Genomic DNA, 16,991 nt, shown 5'->3' with positions numbered 1-16,991 from the left:
CGGCCGTCGGGTCGGTGCGGTCGCGGCGCTCATCCCGGGAACTCCCACCGCTCTAGGGCCTGTCTGACGAGGTCGTCCTCGCGGGCGCGGAACAGCAGATCGTTCCCGCCGTGATCGCCGAACTCGAAGCCCCGGATCACGACGACCGGGGTGCCGCCGTCGCCCTCGCCGGAGACGAGGTTGGCGGCGGCGGCGAGTTCGTCCACGACCGCCTCGACGGTGACGTCGAGTTCCCGGCCCTCGCGGTCCGTCTCGCCGCGCCAGTCGCGGCTGGCGGGCATCCCCGCCCAGCCGATCGCGACACCGCGCTGGCCGTGGCGGAACGGCCGCCCGCACGTGTCGGTGACGATCGCGGGCACGCCGAGTGCCGTCGAGAGCGCCGCCGCGCTCGCGGTCGGATCCTCGGGCAGCAGGAGCAGGTCCGCCTCGGGGACGTTCGAGCGGTCGATGCCGGCGTTGACCGTGACGTGCCCGAAGCGCGTCTCCGCGAGGAGGAAGGGCGCGTCGAGCAACAACGCGTTCGACTCGTCGAGGACGACCTGCGCGAACCGCGGGTCCTTCGACTCGCCCGTGATCGACGCCAGTCGCCCGGCGAGCGCGCGGGCGCGCTCGCCGGCGGTCACGCTTTCGAGGTTCACCGTCCGGCCCTCGGCCTTCGAGACGACGGTGCTCGCGACGCAGACGACATCGTCGGCGCGCAAGTCGACGCGCTCCTCGACGAGCGCGGCGACGTCGTCGCCCGCGCGGATCTCGGGCAGGTCGGGGACCGCGAACACCTCCATGACGGTGGCTGGGCGGGCCGGAACGTAAAGGGGCGCGGTACCGGCGACGACCGCTGGTGTCCGCCGGCCCGCCCGGTGGCCCACCCGCCGTTCAGGGCCCCTCCTCGACGCTCACCTCGTACTCGCCGCGCTCGGCCCGGACGACGAGCATCGTCGCGTGCGTCGCGGGGTCAGCGCCGGTGGCGCTCCCGGGGTTGAGCAGGCGGACGCCCTCCACCTCCTCGTCCATGAGCCGGTGGGTGTGCCCGCAGACGCCGACGACGGGGGCGTCGCTCTCGTCCCCGTCGGTCTCCCCCCGGACGATCCCCGCCACGCGCTCGCGGTAGGTGTCGAGGTCGCCGGTGCCGTGCGTGACGACGAACCGGACGCCGCCGAGTTCGACCGACGCCACCTCCGGCAGTTCCGCGTCGGACGTTACGGGGTCCATGTTCCCCCTGACGGCGGTCAGCTCCGGGGCGAGGTCTGCGACCGTCGCGTACGCCTCCCGCGAGTCGAAGTCGCCGGCGTGGACGACGTGATCGGCGGCCCGTACCTCGTCGCGCACCCACGAGGGGATCTCCTCGGCGCGCGAGGGGATGTGCGTGTCGCTGATGACGGCGATGCGCATGTGAGAGGCGACACCCGCCAGCGGTATATAGTATCGGCCGTACGTCGGTCGAGCACACCGTGTCCCGAGCGGCGGGTGGTTCGGCGGAGCGACGGCCGACAGTATAAGCCGCTCGCGGTCGCAGGGGCTCGACGAGGAACGATGGACGAGACGCACGTCGTCACCTGCTTCCTTCGGAACGGCAGCGACGTCCTCCTGCTGCGCCGGAGCGACGCCGTCGGGTCGTACTCCGGCATGTGGGGGACCGTCGCCGGGCACGCCGAGGGTGATCCCGACGCGCTCGTCCGCGAGGAGATCGAGGAGGAGACGGGCCTGCTCGACGCCGCGACGTTCGTCCGGCGGGGCGACCCCTTCGCGGTGCTCGACGAGGCGCTCGACGTGCGCTGGGTCGTCCACCCCTACCTCTTCGACTGCGACTCGCGGGCCGTGACGACCAACGCCGAGACGGTCGAGTGTGAGTGGGTACCACCCACCAGGATACTCGAGCGGGAGACGGTGCCCAACCTCTGGCGGTCCTACGCCGCGGTCGCGCCGACGGTCGAGACGGTGGCCGCGGACCGCACCCACGGGGCGGCGTACCTCTCGGTGCGTGCGCTCGAAGTTCTCCGCGACCGCGCCGCCGAGGCCGTCGCGCACGACGAGGCCGAGTGGGACTCCCTCGCCGCGCTCGCCCGCGACCTCCGCGACGCCCGCCCGAGCATGACGGTCGTCGCGAACCGCGTGAACCGCGTCGCTACCGAGGCGGACGGCGACGCGACCGCCGTCGCGGAGTGCGCGGGGACCGAGATCGACCGGGCGCTGACCGCCGACGCGGACGCCGCCCGGGCGGCCGCGGAACTCGTCTCGGGCGCGCGCGTGCTCACCCTCTCGCGGTCGGGGACGGTCCGCGAGGCGCTCGCGCGCGCCGATCCGGCGGCGATCTACGTCGCGGAGTCGCGCCCGGGCGGCGAGGGGGTCGCGGTCGCGGAGGCGCTCGCGGGGGACGGCGACGCGGACGGTCCGACGGTGACGCTCCTCCCGGACGCCGCCGTCGCGCAGGCGCTCGCGGACGAACCGGTGGACGCCGTGCTCGTCGGGGCGGACTCGGTGCTCGCGGACGGGCGGGTCGTGAACAAGGTCGGCACGCGCGCGGCGGCGCTTTCGGCCGACCGGGAGGGAATCCCGGTCTACGCCGTCGCGGCCGCAGACAAGGTCGCCCCGGGGACCGACGCCGACCTCGAACCCCGCGAACGGGGGGCGATCTACGACGGCGACGCGCCGCTGTCCGCGTACGCCCCGACGTTCGACGTGACGCCCGCGGAGGCGGTGACGCTCGTCACCGAGGACGGCCCGCAGTCGGTCGAGGACGTGCGGTCGCTCGCGGCGGCGGCGCGTGAGCGGGCGGGGTGGGACGAGGACGCGGGCGAGGGTGAGAACGGATCGAGCGAGGGAGGCGAGGGCGATAGTCGGGAGGAATGAGAAAGGGCCAAACCCGTCGCGCGTCAATCCCCCGCGGGCGGCGGTGACGACGGTTACCCCCACCGAGCCCCGTGTGACGAGGGACCACGACCGAGCCGCCCGTTCAGTCACTCCTATTACCGTCGTGCGCCGAGCCTCCGCCATGCACGTGGCAGTTCACGGCTCCGTCTCCGCGGTGTTCGACCCCGCACTGCTCGTCGAGTACCTGCGCGAGCGCGACCTCGAGGCGTCGCGCTTCGATCCCGAGCGGCGGGGGGAGTACGACGGCGTCGCCGCATTCGGGCCGGACGAGGCCTTCCTCGACGTCCCGTGGGTCCACTGCGTCCGCGCGGGGTACGACGAGTTCCCCGTCGAGCGCTACGAGCGGGCGGACGTGACCCTCACCAACAGCACCGGCATCCACGGGACGACCATCGGCGAGACGGTCGTCGGGATGATGCTCTCGTTCGCCCGGCGGCTGCACGTCTACCGCGACCACCAGGGCGCGGGCGAGTGGGCGCGCGAGCCCTACGAGTCCGCGTTCACCCTCGCGGGCGAGCGCCTCTGCGTCGTCGGCCTGGGGACGCTCGGGCGGGGTATCGCCGAGCGCGCCGCGGCCCTCGGGATGGACGTCGTCGGGGTGCGTCGCTCGCCCGACCTCGTCCCCGGCGTGAGCGAGGTCTACCGGCCGGAGGACCTCCACGGAGCCATCGCCGACGCGCGGTTCGTCGCGCTCGCCGTCCCGCTGAACGTCGCCACGGCGGAGATGTTCGGGACGAGGGAGTTCGACGCGATGCGCGGTGACGCCTACGTGATCAACGTCGCGCGCGGGGGCGTCGTCGAGCAGGGCGCGCTGGTCGAGGCGCTCTCTAGGGGCGAGATCGCCGGGGCCGGCCTCGACGTGTTCGACCCCGAACCCCTCCCGCCGGAGTCGCCGCTGTGGGGGATGGAGAACGTGATCCTCACGCCGCACGTCGGCGCGATGACCGACCGCTACCACGCCGACGTGGGCGAGTTGATCGTCGAGAACGTCGAGCGGGCGGGGCGCGGGGACGAACTGGTGAACCGGGTCGTCTGAGTCGGGGTACCACACGCGCCGATCCACCGACGACGCTGCCGGCGCGGCGCGTTCTCAGAGGCTCCGTCGCACCTGCCCGACGAACTCGTGCAGTCCGATGTCGAACCGCAGTTCGAACGCGAGCATGACCAGCGCGTAGGCGGCGACGCCGGCGAGGACGGTCGCGACGAACGCCGGGAGAGGTCCTGCCGCGTCGGCGACCGCCCGGCGCACGGCGAGCGCGCAGACGCCCATGACGACGCTCCCGGCCGCCGGGAACGCGACGATGGCGACGAGCGAGCGCAGGTCGTCGTCGACGATCCGGATCGCCAGCCACGTCGCGACGGGGATGCCGACCGCGCTCGTCAGGAGGACCGCCGTCGACGTCCCCGGGAGCCCGAACGCGGCGGTGAGCGGGTAGATGGCGACGACGAGGACGCCCAGCCGGAGCGCGTGGAGCTTCGCGCCGTAGTCCGGGCGACCGACCGCCTTGAACAGGGGGGACGTGCACGTCCGAACCGAGCGCAGCACGCCGAAGCCGGCGAGTATCTGCATCGGGACGATCATCGCCTCCCAGCCGTCGCCGAGGAACGACGGGACGAAGACGGGCGCGACGACGGCGATGCCGACGCCGACCGGTAGCGAGATCAGCGACGAGAGCCGCAGGACGCGGTGGAAGCCCTCGCGGAGGGCGACCGCGTCGCCCTGCACCTTCGAGTACGCGGGCATGGCGACCCGCGAGATGGTGTGTGCGACCTCCGTGGCGGGGGCGTTCGAGAGCTGGTAGGCGAGCTGGTACGCGCCGAGGGCACCGGGGCCGATGAACCGACCGACGAAGACGTCGTCGCCCTCGCCGTAGAGGAACGAGACGGCCGACGAGCCGAGGATCCACTTGCCGTAGTCGACGAGTTCGGCGGCGCGGCCGCGGTCGAACCGCGGCCAGGGGCGGTAGTCGTGGATCGCGTAGGAGGTGACCATCCGGACCCCGTTGCCGACGACGAACCCGGCGACGAGCGCCCACACCGTCGCCTCGACGAACACCGCGTACCCGATCGACACCGCGACTCGGGGGAGCGTCCCGCTGAGGGAGAACGCGAACTGCCTGTGGAACGCGAGGTCCTTCTCGAAGTAGACCCGCCCCGGGTTGTAGAGCGTCTCGAAGAGCGTGGCGAGGGCGACGACGCGCAGCAGGAGCGTCGCGCGCGGCTCGCCGAAGAACGACGCGACCAGCGGCGCGGAGAGGAACGCCACGGCGGCGATGACGAGCCCCCGGAGTATCTGGAGGGTGAACGCCGTGTCGAGGTACGCGTCGACGTCCTCCTCCTCGCGCTGGATGAGCGCCGTGTCGAGTCCCAGCCGCGAGAAGCGCTTGAGCGCCGAGAGCGCGACGAGCGCGATGCCGAACAGCCCGAAGTCGGCCGGCGAGAGCAGCCGCGCCAGCACGACGAGCATCACCGTCTCGAGGACCCGGTTGCCGCCGTTGGTGAACGCGACCCACATCCCCCCGACGACCGTCCGTGAAGTGAGATCGCCGGTCGGCGAGAGCGTCCGCTTGAAGGCGTCGAGGAGCCGCATTAGTACAGGGAACCGTCGAGCGTCCGTCGTCCGCGCGAACCGCGGGGCGGGGTCGCCGGGAAGCGCGACCGGCGTCGGTCGCGCGGATCGGTTCGGGACCGGTGTGATACTGTCACATCGGTAGCTCTCCCGAGCGAGGGGAATACTATTTCGATAGCGTCCGGCGGTCCCGCCCGCGGAGACGGGGCGGGACCGCCCCGGAGAGCGCCTCTGGGAGGCTGCGACGGGCGAGGGGACGGTCGTCGCGCGGCGCGACGGTCGCTCTGGTCGGTGCCGGGTTCAGAGGTCGTACAGCTCGCCGTACTTCGTCTCCGCGTAGTCGAGGAAGTGGTCGGCCGTGTACGCCTCGCCCGTCGCCTCCTCGACGAGTTCGGGCGTGGTGTAGCGCTGGCCGTGTCGGTGAACGCGCTCGCGGAGCCAGTCGCGCAGGGGGTCGAAGTCGCCCTCGCGGACCCGCGCGTCCACGTCCCCGAGGTCGCGCTCGGCCGCGGCGTAGAGCTGCGCGGCGAGGACGCTCCCGAGCGAGTACGTCGGGAAGTAGCCGAAGCTGCCGTGGGCCCAGTGGATGTCCTGCAGGCAGCCCGCCGCGTCGGTCTCCGGGCGGACCCCGAGGTACGCGTCCATCCTCTCGTTCCAGGCCTCGGGCACGTCGCGCACGTCGAGGTCGCCCGCGATCAGGTCGCGCTCGATCTCGAAGCGGAGGATGACGTGCATGTGGTAGGTGAGCTCGTCCGCCTCGACGCGGACGAGGTTGTCCGGGTAGATCCGGTTCGCGGCCTCGTAGCCCTCCTCGGGCGTCGCGGCGGTGCCGAGGTGCTCGTTCACCGTCGGCGCGATCAGCTCCCAGAAGGCGCGGCTGCGGCCGACGTGGTTCTCCCAGAGGCGGGACTGGGACTCGTGGACGGAGAGGTCGCGCGACTGGCCGAGCGGCGTGCCGTACGCCTCGGCCGGGAGGCCAAGCTGATAGGTCGCGTGGCCGAACTCGTGGATCACCGCGGTGAGCGCGTCGAGCGGGTCGTCCTCCTTGAACCGCGTCGTCACGCGTGCGTCGAACTGCGTGCCGGACATGAAGGGGTGGGGGGCGGTGTCGAGCCGACCGCGCTCCCAGGGGTAGCCGAGCGTGTCGAGCACGTCACGGACGAGCACCATCTGCGTCTCGTCGTCGTATCGCCCCTCGAACGGGGCGGCGAGTTCGACGTCGCTCGCCTGGATCTCCTCGATCAGCGGGACGAGCCGCTCGCGGAGGCGTTCGAGCACGCGCTCCGCGGTGTCGAGGTCGAGGTACGGCTCGTAGTCGGCGAACAGCACCTCGTAGGGGTCCGCGGCGGGATCGACGTGGGCCGCGTACTCGCGCTTGAGTTCGATCAGGCGTTCGAGCGTCGGCGCGAAGGCGTCGAAGTCGTCCGCCTCCTTCGACTCCTGCCAGACGGGGAGCGCCTCGCTCGTCACCTCCGAGATCTCCTCGACGAGGTCGGCGGGGACGCTCGCCGCGCGGTCGTGCTCGCGCCGGAGTTCGCGGACGACGGCGCGCTGATCGGCGTCGAGGTCCGCCGCCTCGAGGGCGTCGAGGTCGGCGGCCATCTCGTCCGCCGTGAGCAGTTCGTGGGAGAGCGCGGAGAGCGTCGAGAGCTGCTTCGAGCGGGCGGGCGTGCCGCCCTCCGGCATCATCACCTGCTGGTCCCAGGAGAGCAACATCCCGGCGGATCGGAGGTTACTGATGCGCCTGACCCGATCCAGGAAGTCGCCGTACCGCGACTGCTGTTCGGTCGCCATGCGTGACGACTAGCCACGGCGTCCTATCAACCTGCTGAATGTCTCACAGGATCGACGGCCGAGACACACAGGTCGACGAGAGCGCCGACCACGAACGGCGCGCCGACGGTGCCGTCGTCGGTCAGGGCTGCGCGACCCGCTCGATCGCCCCGCGGTAGATCCCGTAGCACCGATCGAGCGCGGCGAGCGGGACGCTCTCGTCGGCGGTGTGCGCCTCGCCCGGTTCGGCCGCGCCGCAGACGACGCACGCCGTTCCCGCGTCCGCGAGCCACCCGGCGTCGGTCGCGTGGGGCTTGGCGACGTGTTCGGGCGTCCCCGACTGCGCCCCGTCGGCGGCGGCCAGCACCGCGTCCGCGAACGCCTCGTCGCGGCAGGCCATCGGCGGGAGGTCCTGCTCGACGCGCCACCCGACGCCCTCGACCGCCTCGACGCTCCCCAGGTCCGCCCGCGCGCCGGGGACGGTGCGCTCGTCGACCGTCACCTCGCAGCGCTCGGGGACGACGTTCCACGCGCTGCCGCCGTCGATCTCGGTGACGACGACGCTCCCCGCGAGGGCCTCGCCGAGGACGGTCGCCGTCGGCGCGCCGAGGTCGCGGACGATCTCGACGGCGTCGAGCGCCCGGTAGATCGCGTTCTCGCCGGCCTCGGGTTCGCTTGCGTGGGCCGCGTCGCCGCGGGCGATCAGCCGGCTCGCACGCCGCCCCTTGTGGGCGACCGCCACGTCCGTCACCCCCGGCGCGGAGTAGCCCGTGGAGCCCTCGCCGACGATCGCGTAGCCGGGCGCGAACCCCGAGTCGATGGCACGCCGCGCGCCCGCGCCGCCCCGCTCCTCGCCCGCGAACGAGGCGAGGACGCAGGGGGCGTCCGCGTCGCGGAAGGCGCAGCACATCGCGGCGAGCGATCCCTTCATGTCGGCGCTGCCGCGGCCGTAGAGGCGGCCGCCGCGCTCCTCGACGACGTACGCGCCGCCCGCGCCGACCTGCGACTCGTCCGGCGGCACCACGTCGTGGTGGCCGACGAGCGCGAGGCCCCCCTCGACGGTCCACGGGTCGTCCCTGTCGTCCCTGTCGTCCCCGTCCCCACCGCCTCCGTCGCCCGCCGCACCGACGCCCCGCCGCGCGATCACGCCGGCGTCCGTGTGCGCGACCGCGGCGTCGGTGCCGTCCCGGAGCCAGTCCGCGAGGTACTCGCCGGCGGCGCTCTCGTCATCGTGGCTCGGGATCGCCACGAGATCGCGCGCGAGGGTTCGAACGTCGTCCATGGCTAACGAGTCGGTCGCGACGGATTAATTTCTGCCGCGAGCGTTGGACACGCTTATACGGCGGCGCGGCGCAGGTACCGTATGAACGTCGTCCCGGATACGAGCGTGGTCGTCGACGGCCGCGTGTCCGAGCGGGTCGAGAGCGGCGAGTTCGCCGACGCCACGGTCTACGTCCCCGAAGCGGTGGTGAGCGAACTCGAGTCCCAGGCCAACAGCGACCGCGAGATCGGCTGGCAGGGGCTCGAGGAACTCAAGCGCCTCGCCGACCTGGCCGACGAGGGACGGATCCGGCTGGAGTACGTGGGTCGCCGCCCGAACGAGGAGGAGATCCGCCGCGCCAGCGCGGGGGAGATCGACGCCCTCATCCGGGACGTGGCGAGCGAGTACGACGCCACGTTCGTCACCAGCGACATCGTCCAGGGCGAGGTGGCGAGGGCGAAGGGCCTCGACGTGCGCTACCTCGAACCGTACGACTCGGCGGTGGGCGAACTCGCCGTCGAACCCTACTTCGACGAGGAGACGATGAGCGTCCACCTGAAGACGGGGATGGTCCCGATGGCGAAGCGGGGGACCGTCGGCGAGATGCGCTACGAGGCCATCGCTGACGAGGAGCTCGACGACGAGACGATGCGCGAGTACGTCCACGACATCAGGAACGCCGTCGACGTCTCCGACGAGGGCTTCACCGAACTGTCCGAGCCGGGGATGCGGATCGTCCAGTTCCGCAACTACCGCATCGCCATCGCGGAGCCACCGTTCAGCGACGGCGTCGAGATCACCGCCGTCAGGCCCGTCGCCAAGACGAGTATCGGGGACTACAGCCACGCCGAGGAGATGAAAGAGCGCCTGCTCGACCAGCAGCGCGGCGTCCTCATCGCGGGCGCGCCCGGAGCCGGGAAGTCCACCTTCGCGCAGGCGGTCGCCGAGTTCCTCGCGGACGCCGGCTACTCGGTGAAGACCATGGAGAAGCCACGCGACCTACAGGTCGGCCCGAACATCACCCAGTACACGGAACTCGACGGGCAGATGGAGAAGACCGCGGACGCCCTCCTGATGGTCCGGCCGGACTACACCATCTACGACGAGGTCAGAAAGACCAGCGACTTCCGCACCTTCTCGGACATGCGCCTCGCGGGCGTCGGAATGGTCGGCGTCGTCCACGCCACCCGCGCCATCGACGCCCTCCAGCGCCTCGTCGGGCGCGTCGAACTCGGCATGATCCCGCAGGTCGTCGACACCGTCGCCTACGTCGAGGCGGGCGACCTCACGACCGTCTACGACGTGAAGACGAGGGTGAAGGTGCCCGCGGGCCTCGTAGAGGAGGACCTCGCCCGGCCGGTGATCGTCGTCAGCGACCACGAGACGGGCACGCCCGAGTACGAGATCTACACGTTCAACCGCCAGGTCGTCACCGTCCCCCTCGGCGACGAGGAGGAGGAGCGCGAGACGGGCGTCGGCCGCATCGCCAAACAGGAGATCGAGCGCGAGATCCGGTCGGTCGCCCGCGGCCACGTGCAGGTCGACCTGCAGGGACAGAACCGCGCCGTCGTCTACGTCGATGAGGACGACATCTCCTACGTCATCGGGAAGGGCGGCGGCCGCATCAACCAGATCGAGGACCGCCTCGGCATCGACATCGACGTGCGGACCCTCGACGAGCGACCCCGGGCGAGCGCCGAAACCGGTGGCGTGGGGAGCGGCGGCGAGCGGGGAGCGGGCGAGCGCGTCACCCCCGAGATCACCGGCCGCCACATCATCGTCCCGCTCGGCGGTCACGCGGGCGAGACGGTCGAGGTGCGCGCCGACGGCGACTACCTCTTCACCGCCACCGTCTCCCGCGGCGGCGAGATCCAGGTCTCCCGCGGCAGCGCCATCGCCGAGGAGATGGAGGGGGCGATCGACCGGGGGGAGGCGATCACGGTGGTGCCGTCGTAGGGGGGACAGGCGTTCGAGGACGGCGAAACGCGAGACGTACGGCGCGAAGCGGCGGCTCCGCGGTCAGCCCTCGGAGTGCGCCTGCTCGAACGGGCGGGGGGGCAACCGGAGTTCCTCGAGACCCGGACGGTGCTTGACGTTGTAGATGACCTTCATCTCGTCCGTCGCCGGCACGCCGTTACACGACAGTCGGATGCCGCGGTCCAGCATCTCCGGCGGGAGGATGTGGTTGACGGGCATCGACAGTTCACCCTCCATCACCGCCACCGCGCAGTTAGCGCACGCCCCGCCCCGACAGGCGTACGGCCACGCGAACCCCCGGTTCTCGGCGGCCTCGAGGAGGAACTCGTGTGGGTGGACCAGGATCCGACCGTAGTCAGCCGGGTCGAGCCCCTCGTCGGACGCCTTCTGGAAGAGCGCGTCGTCGTCGAGGTCCCAGTCGTAGTCGTCGAGCACCTCGTAGTTCAGGTACTCGACGCGGGTCTCCTCGCGCGGGGGGCGCTCCTCCACGCCCTCGGAGTCGGTGTCGCCCGCCTCGCCGTCGTCGCCCGACAGGACCCGCTCGTACGCCGTCAGTACCGCCTGAAACTCGTCCGCTGAGCCGCCGTGATCCGGATGTGTCTCCTTCACTCGTCGTCGGTACGCTCGAACGACCGCCGCGTCGTCCGCATCCGGATCGATCCCGAGAACGTCGAACGGGGACTTCACGCGTAGTGGTAGGGAAATCGCGCGGATAAATCCTCTCCTAGGGGGCTCGGCGTCCCGATGGTGACCGCAGTACGCCCCGACGAGTCGTCCGACCGATCCCCACCGACGGTTCGACGGAGCAAAGCGGTTACTCGCACGAGCGTCCGCGAGCGAAGCGAGCGGTTCACCGGGCGCGAACGGAGTGAGCGCCCGGCCCTTTTTGGTCCAGATTTTTCGAGGAGCGGTGCGCCTTCGGCGCACCCGACGAAGAAAAAGGTGGTTCAGAAGGAAGACGCCGGCCGCCCCGCCCGGTCGATCACTTCGTCGCTGATCTCGATGGGGCAGTCGATGCGGAGCGCGAGCGCGATGGCGTCGCTGGGGCGCGCGTCGAAGGAGAGCTTGCGGCGTTCGCCGTCGCGGTACTGTTCGGCGTCGACCTTGGCGTAGAAGGTGGCGTCCGCGAGGTCGTCGATCCGGATGCGGTCGATGGCCCCGCCGAACTCCATCACCATGTCGACGAGGAGGTCGTGGGTGAGCGGCCGTTCGAAGCTCTCGCCGTCGAGCGCCAACTGCATCGACTGGGCCTGGTCGTCGCTGATGAAGATCGGAACGACCCGGTCGTTCGCGTCGAGTAACACCACGGGCGTTCGGTGACCATCCTCGGTGACGCTCACACCCACACCCCGCACCGTGGCAGTCGCTGTCATGTTGAGCCATTCACGATGGGAGTATGAAAAGTTACCCTCAGCCGGTTCGTACAGTCAGCGATAGCGACAGAACATGCAGGAAGACGGATACGTCGTCGCCGTGAAACCGTCCGCTCGCCGCCTGAGCGCCGCGGCCGGACGGTGGGTGAACGAGCGGGGACCCCGCCGCCGGTTCGGGACGAAGGCGCTCGCGCGTCGCTGGGCCCGGGAACTGAGCGCGCCGGGCGCGCGGCTGTGGGTACAGGACGCCGTCCCGAACGACCCCGCGCCGGTCGACGGCTACCTCGTCGGGACGGGGCACGAGTGGAAACCCGCCGCCGCGCCGGACAGTACGGGGAAGCAGGCGACGCTCGACCGGACGGCCGGAACGGCTTTTGGTTGCGATTGATTACCGTGATACATGAACACATACATGGCGCTCGTCGACGTGCGGGACACCGTCCAGAACGTCCAGGAACTGGCGAGCGTCTGGGGGGAGATCCGGAACGAGATCCACGACCTGGACGGCACCCTCACGGACGCCTACGCCGTCCTCGGCGAGCACGACTACCTGCTCCTGTTCGAAGCGCCGGACCACGACCGTGCGCTGCAGATCTCGCTCGTCGTCGAGCGCCGCGGGCTCGACATGCAGACGATGGAGCTCATCCCCGTCGATCGCTTCGGGGAACTGGTCGACGACATCTGAGCCGACGCGACCGTCAGCGCGGCGGGTACCGCCCACGCCACGGCCGTTCGCGCTCGTAGGCGGCGCTCGCCGCGAGCACCGTCGCGTCGCCGTGGCGCGGACCGATCAGTTGGAGCCCGACCGGGAGACCGTCGTCGGTCCAGCCCGCCGGGATCGACGCCGCCGGGTGGCCCGTCATGTTGAACGGCTGGGTGAGGTACCAGCCGGTGTAGGGATCGATCGACTCGCCGTTGACCTCCTGGGGGCCGAACGCCGCCTTCGAGAAGGGCGGCACCGCGAGCGTCGGACAGGCGAGCAGGTCGTACTCCCCGAAGAGCGCCTCCACCGCGTCGAAGACCGCCGTTCGGGCGGCGTTCGCCTCCGAGAGTTCGAGCGCCGAGTGCTCCTCGCCGCGGCGGATCATCGGCGCGACCACGCCGCTCAGTTCGTCCATGCGCTCGCGCAGGTCGACGCCGAACGCCTCCCCGGAACCGGCCGCGAGCGCCGCCATCTTCGACTGGAAGATCGTGAGCGATCCGCGGCGGGCGCGGTCCCATACCCCCTGGAGGCCGGGCTCGGCGCGCTCGACCGTCATCCCCGCGTCGGCGAGGGCGCAGGTCGCCTCCTCCACGAGATCGCGCACCTCGCTTGCCACCGGAAAGGCGTCGAGCGTCGGGCTGTAGGCGACGCGCAGGTCCGTCACGGGCGCGTCGAGGGCGGCGACGAAGCCCGTCTCAGGGGAGGGGAGCGAGAACGGGTCGGCGGGGTGCGCCCCGGCCATCGCGTCGAGCAGCAGCGCCGCGTCCGCCACGGTTCGCGTCAGCGGGCCGGTGCAGGTAAACGGGAGGGCGTCGGCGAGCGCGTCCGGTCGCGCGCGTCGAGGCACCAGACCGAAGGTCGGTTTGAGGCCGTACACGCCGCAGCAGGCGGCGGGGATGCGGACCGACCCGCCGGCGTCAGTCCCCTGGGCGAGCGGGACGAGGCCGTCCGCGACGGCCGCCGCGCTCCCGCCGGAGGAGCCGCCCGCCGTGCGCTCCACGTCGTAGGGCGTCGCCGTCGGGCCGAACAGGTCGTTGTCGGTGGTGGCGACGTGCCCGAACTCGGAGGTGTTGGTCTTGCCGACGACGACGGCACCCGCCGCGCGCAGGCGCTCGACCGCCGGGGCGTCGCGATCGGGGACGTGCTCGGCGAGCGGGACCGAGCCGTACGTCGTCCGCACGCCCGCGACCGGCGTGAGGTCCTTGATCGCGACCGGGAGGCCGTGCAGCGGGCCGAGGTCGTCGCCCCGTTCGACCGCGCGGTCGGCGGCCGCGGCGGCGGCGCGCGCCTCGTCCGCGCAGAGCGTGACGAAGGCGTTCGTCCGGTCGTTGCGGGCGTCGATGCGGTCGAGACACGCCTCGACGAGCGCCGACGACGAGAGGTCACCCGCGCGGATCCGACGCGCGAGGTCCGTCGCCGACGAGAAGAGCAGATCCTCGGTCATGTCCACCGCTGTGGGCCACGGTAGCAAAAGTGTATGCGCTCGCGAGAGGTCGCGCCCGCGACGAACGGGGGGCTTTTGCCCACGGCGCTCCGACGGGAGGTATGCGCTACGGCGAGGACTCCCTCACCCGCAAGCGGGCCGCCATCGCGATACTGCCATTTCTCCTCCTCGGCCTGGCGAACGTCGCGCTGCTGCTGACGTGGGGACTCGAGCCGCTCTGGGCGTTCATGATCCTCCCGCCCATCCTCTTCATTTCGGTACTCGGCTGGTTCGCCTTCCGCGGCGGGATGGTTGGACCGGGAGCCGAGGAGGAAGAGGACGTAGAGCGGATCTGAGAGCGCGGTACGCCTGTACTCGACGGTCGGCCCGCGTCACCGCGACGCACCGAACCGACGATCGCGACGGCGAGGCGCTCTCACAGGCGGCCGTCCATCGTCGTTCTCGATCGCGCTGGGTAGACGTCTGGTAGACGGCGGAATCACTCTCTCGGGAGGGCGGTGAACCCGAGTGCCCGAAACCCGCCGTCATAGGTGAGGATGTGATCGATGCCGTAGTCCCGCGCCTGCACGCCGATCACGTGGTCCGTGAGGGAGATCGCTTGGTCGTCGTACTGTCGGAACTGCTCGACAGCCCGCTCGGCGAGCGACGGCTCGACGTCGAGGATGCGGAAGGTGTCGGTCTCGAGTATCCGATCGGTGACCTGGTGGGCAACTCGCGTCCCTGCGTGTGAGAGAAGCAGGGAAACGACCTCGTCGAGCACGCACTGATTCGTGACGAGCGGGTAGTACGGGAGGTCATTCGCCCCGATCGCCTGGATCACCGGCCGAATTTCCTCGTGGCGTGACGCGCCCTCGTACTGGTGTGCGACGATGGCGTTGGTATCGACAAAGAGCGGCACGCGCCCGTCGACGCTGTCGGTCGGGACGAATCGGGGGAAGTCGCTCGACACGCTTCACTCGGTCTCGGTCTCGGCGGCGATCGCATCCCCGAGGAGCTCGTCGGTGTCCGCGACGTCGATCGGCTCGCCCTCTTCCTCGTCGAACGGCTCTTCAGCGAAGAACGGGGCTTCGGAGTCATGGTCACCCGTGGTGTCGAGCGTCCGCTCCCGGTCCGTGAGCCACCATACGACGGCGCGCCCGCCGACCTTCCGCCGGGCGACTCGGCCCTGGTCACGAAGCTGCTTGAGCTTCTTTGTCGCCCCTTCGGGAGTGCAGTCGAGCGCGTCGGCAACGTCCCGAGCGGTAACGATCGGGGCGTCTACCTCGTTCATCACCGCAAGGACGCGCTCGGGAGTAAGCGTCTCGACGAACTTGCCGCTGTTATCTCGCGCCCGTTCGCTCATACGCTCCCTTCGAGACCGGGGTGCATAGACCTGTTGTCTCGTGCTAAAAGGGTAGCGCCATATCCAGTTAGCACGTGCTAACACGTCCCGGTCAGTCAGTCGGTCACGGAGGAAGCTAACCGGGGAGTCGAATCGAGAACTCGATAGACTCTGCCCCTCCCCGGAGGATCGGTCGCTTCTGCTGGCCGCTCGTTTCGAACTCGATAACGCCTAACGATTCAAGTTCGGCCAGATTCTGATGTACCTCACGGTACTCGCGGTCGACGGTCGCTGCCGCCTGACGGATGCTCTCGGGGCGCTGAGAGACGATCGCCTCGATGAGTTCGAGATTCGACGTGCGCATGAGGCGGTCGATGTCGTCGAACGCTTCGAAGTTCAGGATGAAACGGACGTCCTGTTCGATCGCCTCGCCAGTCTCGCCAGCTTCGGCGCGGCGGAGTCGCTCGCCGGCTGCATCGCGGTGGTCGTCACGCTGTTTGAGCGTGATTTTGAGCGTGTTTTCGGTCATGGTGGGCGTCGACCTCGGCCATGAATCGGCCCCGAAGCGTCATTATTCCATGCCGTCACGGCTTGTACTGCCGCGTACCGAACTACGCGAGCGTACCTCCCCCCTCGCACACCACGCTTCTGCAGAAATCACACGACTGCACCGTGACGGTGTGCTAACCCATTCAGTCTGGAACGGTGTTTGGCGGGCGGCGCGGCGACGGTCTATCAGGAAAGGAGAAACGTCTTGAGCGTCTGGGAGGCCCCATACAACACACAGGTGATACCACAACCATGACCATGATGGACGCATTCGATGGGGGTCCGACTTCGCGGACGCTCCTCGTCACCGTCGATAGTGACGGGGAGTTTTATCGTGCTGGCCGTGAGGCGATCGAACGACTTGAGCGCGGCGACTCGATCGAGACTCGTGACACGTTCTCGCTCCCGAGCGTCGAGTTGCTCTTTGAGACGTTCACCCCGCGGACGATACAATTGCTTGAGACGATTGCGGACGCCGAACCGGGGAGCATCCGAGAGACGGCCCGCCTCGTCGAGCGCGACGTGAAGAACGTGCACGAGGAACTGAGCGAACTCGCCCGCCTCGGACTGATCCAGTTCGAGCAAGCGGGTCGGGCAAAGCGCCCGCGCTTCCCGTACGAAGAAATCGTGATTAGCCTCCCGTTCGACCAGTGCACGACATCCCGTCAGTGACGGGCACCGCGTTGCGCGTCAGAACGTCCGGACGGCCCGGTCGGGGTCTATCTCGTCGTCGATCTCGTCGACGAACGCCTCCAAATACTCGCGAAGCATCGCCGCGCGATCGGCGTCCGAAACCTCGCACACGTCGACCCGATTTTCGTGCTCATGCGGGCAGGCGTCCATCTCGGCGTCCTCCCCGTCGGTAAGGCCACTGAGGTGTGCCTCGCACAGCGAGCCGTCGCGCCGGCTCCGTCGCCTCACGCTTGCATGTGGGAAGCGTGCACTGCCGCGCCGGCGGCACCGTCACGTCGTCTCGATAGAAGCGCCGAGGGAGAGATTTGAACTCTCGAGTCCTTGCGGACAGCAGATTTCGAATCTGCCGCCTTGGCCGGGCTAGGCTACCTCGGCTCGCGAGTCACTACCTCGCCGCGCCTTTAGTCGGTTTCGGTTCCGGACAGTGTCGTTCGACAGCGATAAACGCGCCACGAATTAG

19 protein-coding genes and 1 tRNA gene are annotated in these 16,991 nt (G+C 70.3%); 7 read left to right on the top strand and 13 right to left on the bottom strand.

The features are described 5' to 3' along the window. Positions 1-29 precede the first annotated feature (29 nt). Together P1K31_RS12905 and P1K31_RS12900 are read right to left on the bottom strand one after the other, a co-directional pair. Positions 30-782, bottom strand: coding sequence for a coenzyme F420-0:L-glutamate ligase (locus tag P1K31_RS12905; protein WP_276303730.1), 753 nt, complete (start codon positions 780-782; stop codon positions 30-32). Between the two features lie 91 nt (positions 783-873). Further along, positions 874-1,389: a metallophosphoesterase family protein gene (locus tag P1K31_RS12900; RefSeq protein ID WP_276303729.1), complete on the bottom strand. Its 516-nt coding sequence runs from the start codon at positions 1,387-1,389 to the stop codon at positions 874-876. A gap of 141 nt (positions 1,390-1,530) precedes the next feature. Here P1K31_RS12900 and P1K31_RS12895 point away from each other — a divergent pair, with 141 nt between their 5' ends. Together P1K31_RS12895 and ddh are read left to right on the top strand one after the other, a co-directional pair. Continuing rightward, the gene (locus tag P1K31_RS12895; RefSeq protein WP_276303728.1) at positions 1,531-2,847 is read left to right on the top strand and encodes an eIF2B alpha/beta/delta subunit family protein; all 1,317 of its coding nucleotides are present in this window, start codon (positions 1,531-1,533) and stop codon (positions 2,845-2,847) included. A gap of 142 nt (positions 2,848-2,989) precedes the next feature. Then, positions 2,990-3,904: a D-2-hydroxyacid dehydrogenase gene (gene ddh / locus P1K31_RS12890; protein WP_276303727.1), complete on the top strand. Its 915-nt coding sequence runs from the start codon at positions 2,990-2,992 to the stop codon at positions 3,902-3,904. Between the two features lie 54 nt (positions 3,905-3,958). Here the strand turns inward: ddh and P1K31_RS12885 are convergent, their stop codons facing one another. The 3 genes from P1K31_RS12885 to P1K31_RS12875 all read right to left on the bottom strand — a co-directional run bounded on the left by P1K31_RS12885 (position 3,959) and on the right by P1K31_RS12875 (position 8,492). Continuing rightward, positions 3,959-5,458 (bottom strand): lipopolysaccharide biosynthesis protein, encoded by a 1,500-nt coding sequence (locus tag P1K31_RS12885; protein ID WP_276303726.1) that lies wholly within the window; start codon positions 5,456-5,458, stop codon positions 3,959-3,961. Positions 5,459-5,737: 279 nt separating this feature from the next. Further along, positions 5,738-7,231: a carboxypeptidase M32 gene (locus tag P1K31_RS12880; protein ID WP_276303725.1), complete on the bottom strand. Its 1,494-nt coding sequence runs from the start codon at positions 7,229-7,231 to the stop codon at positions 5,738-5,740. A 121-nt stretch (positions 7,232-7,352) separates the two neighbouring features. Beyond that, a complete protein-coding gene (locus tag P1K31_RS12875) occupies positions 7,353-8,492 on the bottom strand; it encodes a M20 family metallopeptidase (protein WP_276303724.1) in 1,140 nt (379 codons plus the stop codon). Between the two features lie 81 nt (positions 8,493-8,573). Here P1K31_RS12875 and P1K31_RS12870 point away from each other — a divergent pair, with 81 nt between their 5' ends. Next, positions 8,574-10,427 (top strand): PINc/VapC family ATPase, encoded by a 1,854-nt coding sequence (locus tag P1K31_RS12870; RefSeq protein ID WP_276303723.1) that lies wholly within the window; start codon positions 8,574-8,576, stop codon positions 10,425-10,427. A gap of 63 nt (positions 10,428-10,490) precedes the next feature. On the opposite strand, the gene fer is transcribed toward P1K31_RS12870, so the two are convergent. Both fer and P1K31_RS12860 read right to left on the bottom strand, forming a co-directional pair. Beyond that, positions 10,491-11,135, bottom strand: a complete 645-nt coding sequence (fer, locus tag P1K31_RS12865) for a ferredoxin Fer (protein WP_276303722.1) — start codon at positions 11,133-11,135, stop codon at positions 10,491-10,493. A 260-nt stretch (positions 11,136-11,395) separates the two neighbouring features. Then, positions 11,396-11,821, bottom strand: coding sequence for a bifunctional nuclease family protein (locus tag P1K31_RS12860; protein ID WP_368410810.1), 426 nt, complete (start codon positions 11,819-11,821; stop codon positions 11,396-11,398). Between the two features lie 73 nt (positions 11,822-11,894). Between P1K31_RS12860 and P1K31_RS12855 the strand changes: the two genes are divergently transcribed. Further along, entirely contained in the window at positions 11,895-12,209 is a 315-nt protein-coding gene (locus P1K31_RS12855; protein WP_276303720.1) for a DUF8081 domain-containing protein, read from the top strand. Between the two features lie 12 nt (positions 12,210-12,221). Next, positions 12,222-12,506, top strand: coding sequence for a GYD domain-containing protein (locus tag P1K31_RS12850; protein ID WP_276303719.1), 285 nt, complete (start codon positions 12,222-12,224; stop codon positions 12,504-12,506). Between the two features lie 13 nt (positions 12,507-12,519). Here the strand turns inward: P1K31_RS12850 and P1K31_RS12845 are convergent, their stop codons facing one another. After that, positions 12,520-13,968, bottom strand: coding sequence for an amidase (locus tag P1K31_RS12845; protein WP_276303718.1), 1,449 nt, complete (start codon positions 13,966-13,968; stop codon positions 12,520-12,522). 101 nt (positions 13,969-14,069) lie between these two features. On the opposite strand from P1K31_RS12845, the gene P1K31_RS12840 reads away from it, so the two are divergent. Continuing rightward, complete coding sequence (locus P1K31_RS12840; protein WP_276303717.1) at positions 14,070-14,303, top strand: DUF8142 family protein; 234 nt, start codon at positions 14,070-14,072, stop codon at positions 14,301-14,303. A 143-nt stretch (positions 14,304-14,446) separates the two neighbouring features. Here the strand turns inward: P1K31_RS12840 and P1K31_RS12835 are convergent, their stop codons facing one another. From P1K31_RS12835 to P1K31_RS12825, 3 genes are all read right to left on the bottom strand, one after another. Beyond that, the gene (locus tag P1K31_RS12835) at positions 14,447-14,917 is read right to left on the bottom strand and encodes a type II toxin-antitoxin system VapC family toxin (RefSeq protein WP_276303716.1); all 471 of its coding nucleotides are present in this window, start codon (positions 14,915-14,917) and stop codon (positions 14,447-14,449) included. Between the two features lie 3 nt (positions 14,918-14,920). After that, the gene (locus P1K31_RS12830; protein WP_276303715.1) at positions 14,921-15,310 is read right to left on the bottom strand and encodes a helix-turn-helix domain-containing protein; all 390 of its coding nucleotides are present in this window, start codon (positions 15,308-15,310) and stop codon (positions 14,921-14,923) included. A gap of 115 nt (positions 15,311-15,425) precedes the next feature. Beyond that, a complete protein-coding gene (locus P1K31_RS12825) occupies positions 15,426-15,818 on the bottom strand; it encodes an HVO_A0114 family putative DNA-binding protein (protein ID WP_276303714.1) in 393 nt (130 codons plus the stop codon). Between the two features lie 176 nt (positions 15,819-15,994). Between P1K31_RS12825 and P1K31_RS12820 the strand changes: the two genes are divergently transcribed. Continuing rightward, positions 15,995-16,510 (top strand): HVO_A0114 family putative DNA-binding protein, encoded by a 516-nt coding sequence (locus tag P1K31_RS12820; RefSeq protein ID WP_276303713.1) that lies wholly within the window; start codon positions 15,995-15,997, stop codon positions 16,508-16,510. 18 nt (positions 16,511-16,528) lie between these two features. Here P1K31_RS12820 and P1K31_RS12815 read toward each other — a convergent pair whose 3' ends face one another. After that, complete coding sequence (locus tag P1K31_RS12815) at positions 16,529-16,759, bottom strand: hypothetical protein (RefSeq protein WP_276303712.1); 231 nt, start codon at positions 16,757-16,759, stop codon at positions 16,529-16,531. 62 nt (positions 16,760-16,821) lie between these two features. Next, a tRNA-Ser gene (locus tag P1K31_RS12810) sits at positions 16,822-16,906 on the bottom strand. Between the last annotated feature and the right edge of the window lie 85 nt (positions 16,907-16,991).

This window comes from Halomarina halobia (assembly GCF_029338575.1).
Taxonomy (GTDB): domain Archaea; phylum Halobacteriota; class Halobacteria; order Halobacteriales; family Haloarculaceae; genus Halomarina; species Halomarina halobia.
This window is presented reverse-complemented; position numbering and strand designations above follow the sequence as displayed.

Bases quoted from the DNA above. Each gene is read 5' to 3' on its own strand.
- P1K31_RS12905 (WP_276303730.1), bottom strand. From the start codon at position 782: ATGGAGGTGTTCGCGGTCCCCGACCTGCCCGAGATCCGCGCGGGCGAC.
- P1K31_RS12900 (WP_276303729.1), bottom strand. From the start codon at position 1,389: ATGCGCATCGCCGTCATCAGCGACACGCACATCCCCTCGCGCGCCGAG.
- P1K31_RS12895 (WP_276303728.1), top strand. From the start codon at position 1,531: ATGGACGAGACGCACGTCGTCACCTGCTTCCTTCGGAACGGCAGCGAC.
- ddh (WP_276303727.1), top strand. From the start codon at position 2,990: ATGCACGTGGCAGTTCACGGCTCCGTCTCCGCGGTGTTCGACCCCGCA.
- P1K31_RS12885 (WP_276303726.1), bottom strand. From the start codon at position 5,458: ATGCGGCTCCTCGACGCCTTCAAGCGGACGCTCTCGCCGACCGGCGAT.
- P1K31_RS12880 (WP_276303725.1), bottom strand. From the start codon at position 7,231: ATGGCGACCGAACAGCAGTCGCGGTACGGCGACTTCCTGGATCGGGTC.
- P1K31_RS12875 (WP_276303724.1), bottom strand. From the start codon at position 8,492: ATGGACGACGTTCGAACCCTCGCGCGCGATCTCGTGGCGATCCCGAGC.
- P1K31_RS12870 (WP_276303723.1), top strand. From the start codon at position 8,574: ATGAACGTCGTCCCGGATACGAGCGTGGTCGTCGACGGCCGCGTGTCC.
- P1K31_RS12860 (WP_368410810.1), bottom strand. From the start codon at position 11,821: ATGACAGCGACTGCCACGGTGCGGGGTGTGGGTGTGAGCGTCACCGAG.
- P1K31_RS12855 (WP_276303720.1), top strand. From the start codon at position 11,895: ATGCAGGAAGACGGATACGTCGTCGCCGTGAAACCGTCCGCTCGCCGC.
- P1K31_RS12850 (WP_276303719.1), top strand. From the start codon at position 12,222: ATGAACACATACATGGCGCTCGTCGACGTGCGGGACACCGTCCAGAAC.
- P1K31_RS12845 (WP_276303718.1), bottom strand. From the start codon at position 13,968: ATGACCGAGGATCTGCTCTTCTCGTCGGCGACGGACCTCGCGCGTCGG.
- P1K31_RS12840 (WP_276303717.1), top strand. From the start codon at position 14,070: ATGCGCTACGGCGAGGACTCCCTCACCCGCAAGCGGGCCGCCATCGCG.
- P1K31_RS12830 (WP_276303715.1), bottom strand. From the start codon at position 15,310: ATGAGCGAACGGGCGCGAGATAACAGCGGCAAGTTCGTCGAGACGCTT.
- P1K31_RS12825 (WP_276303714.1), bottom strand. From the start codon at position 15,818: ATGACCGAAAACACGCTCAAAATCACGCTCAAACAGCGTGACGACCAC.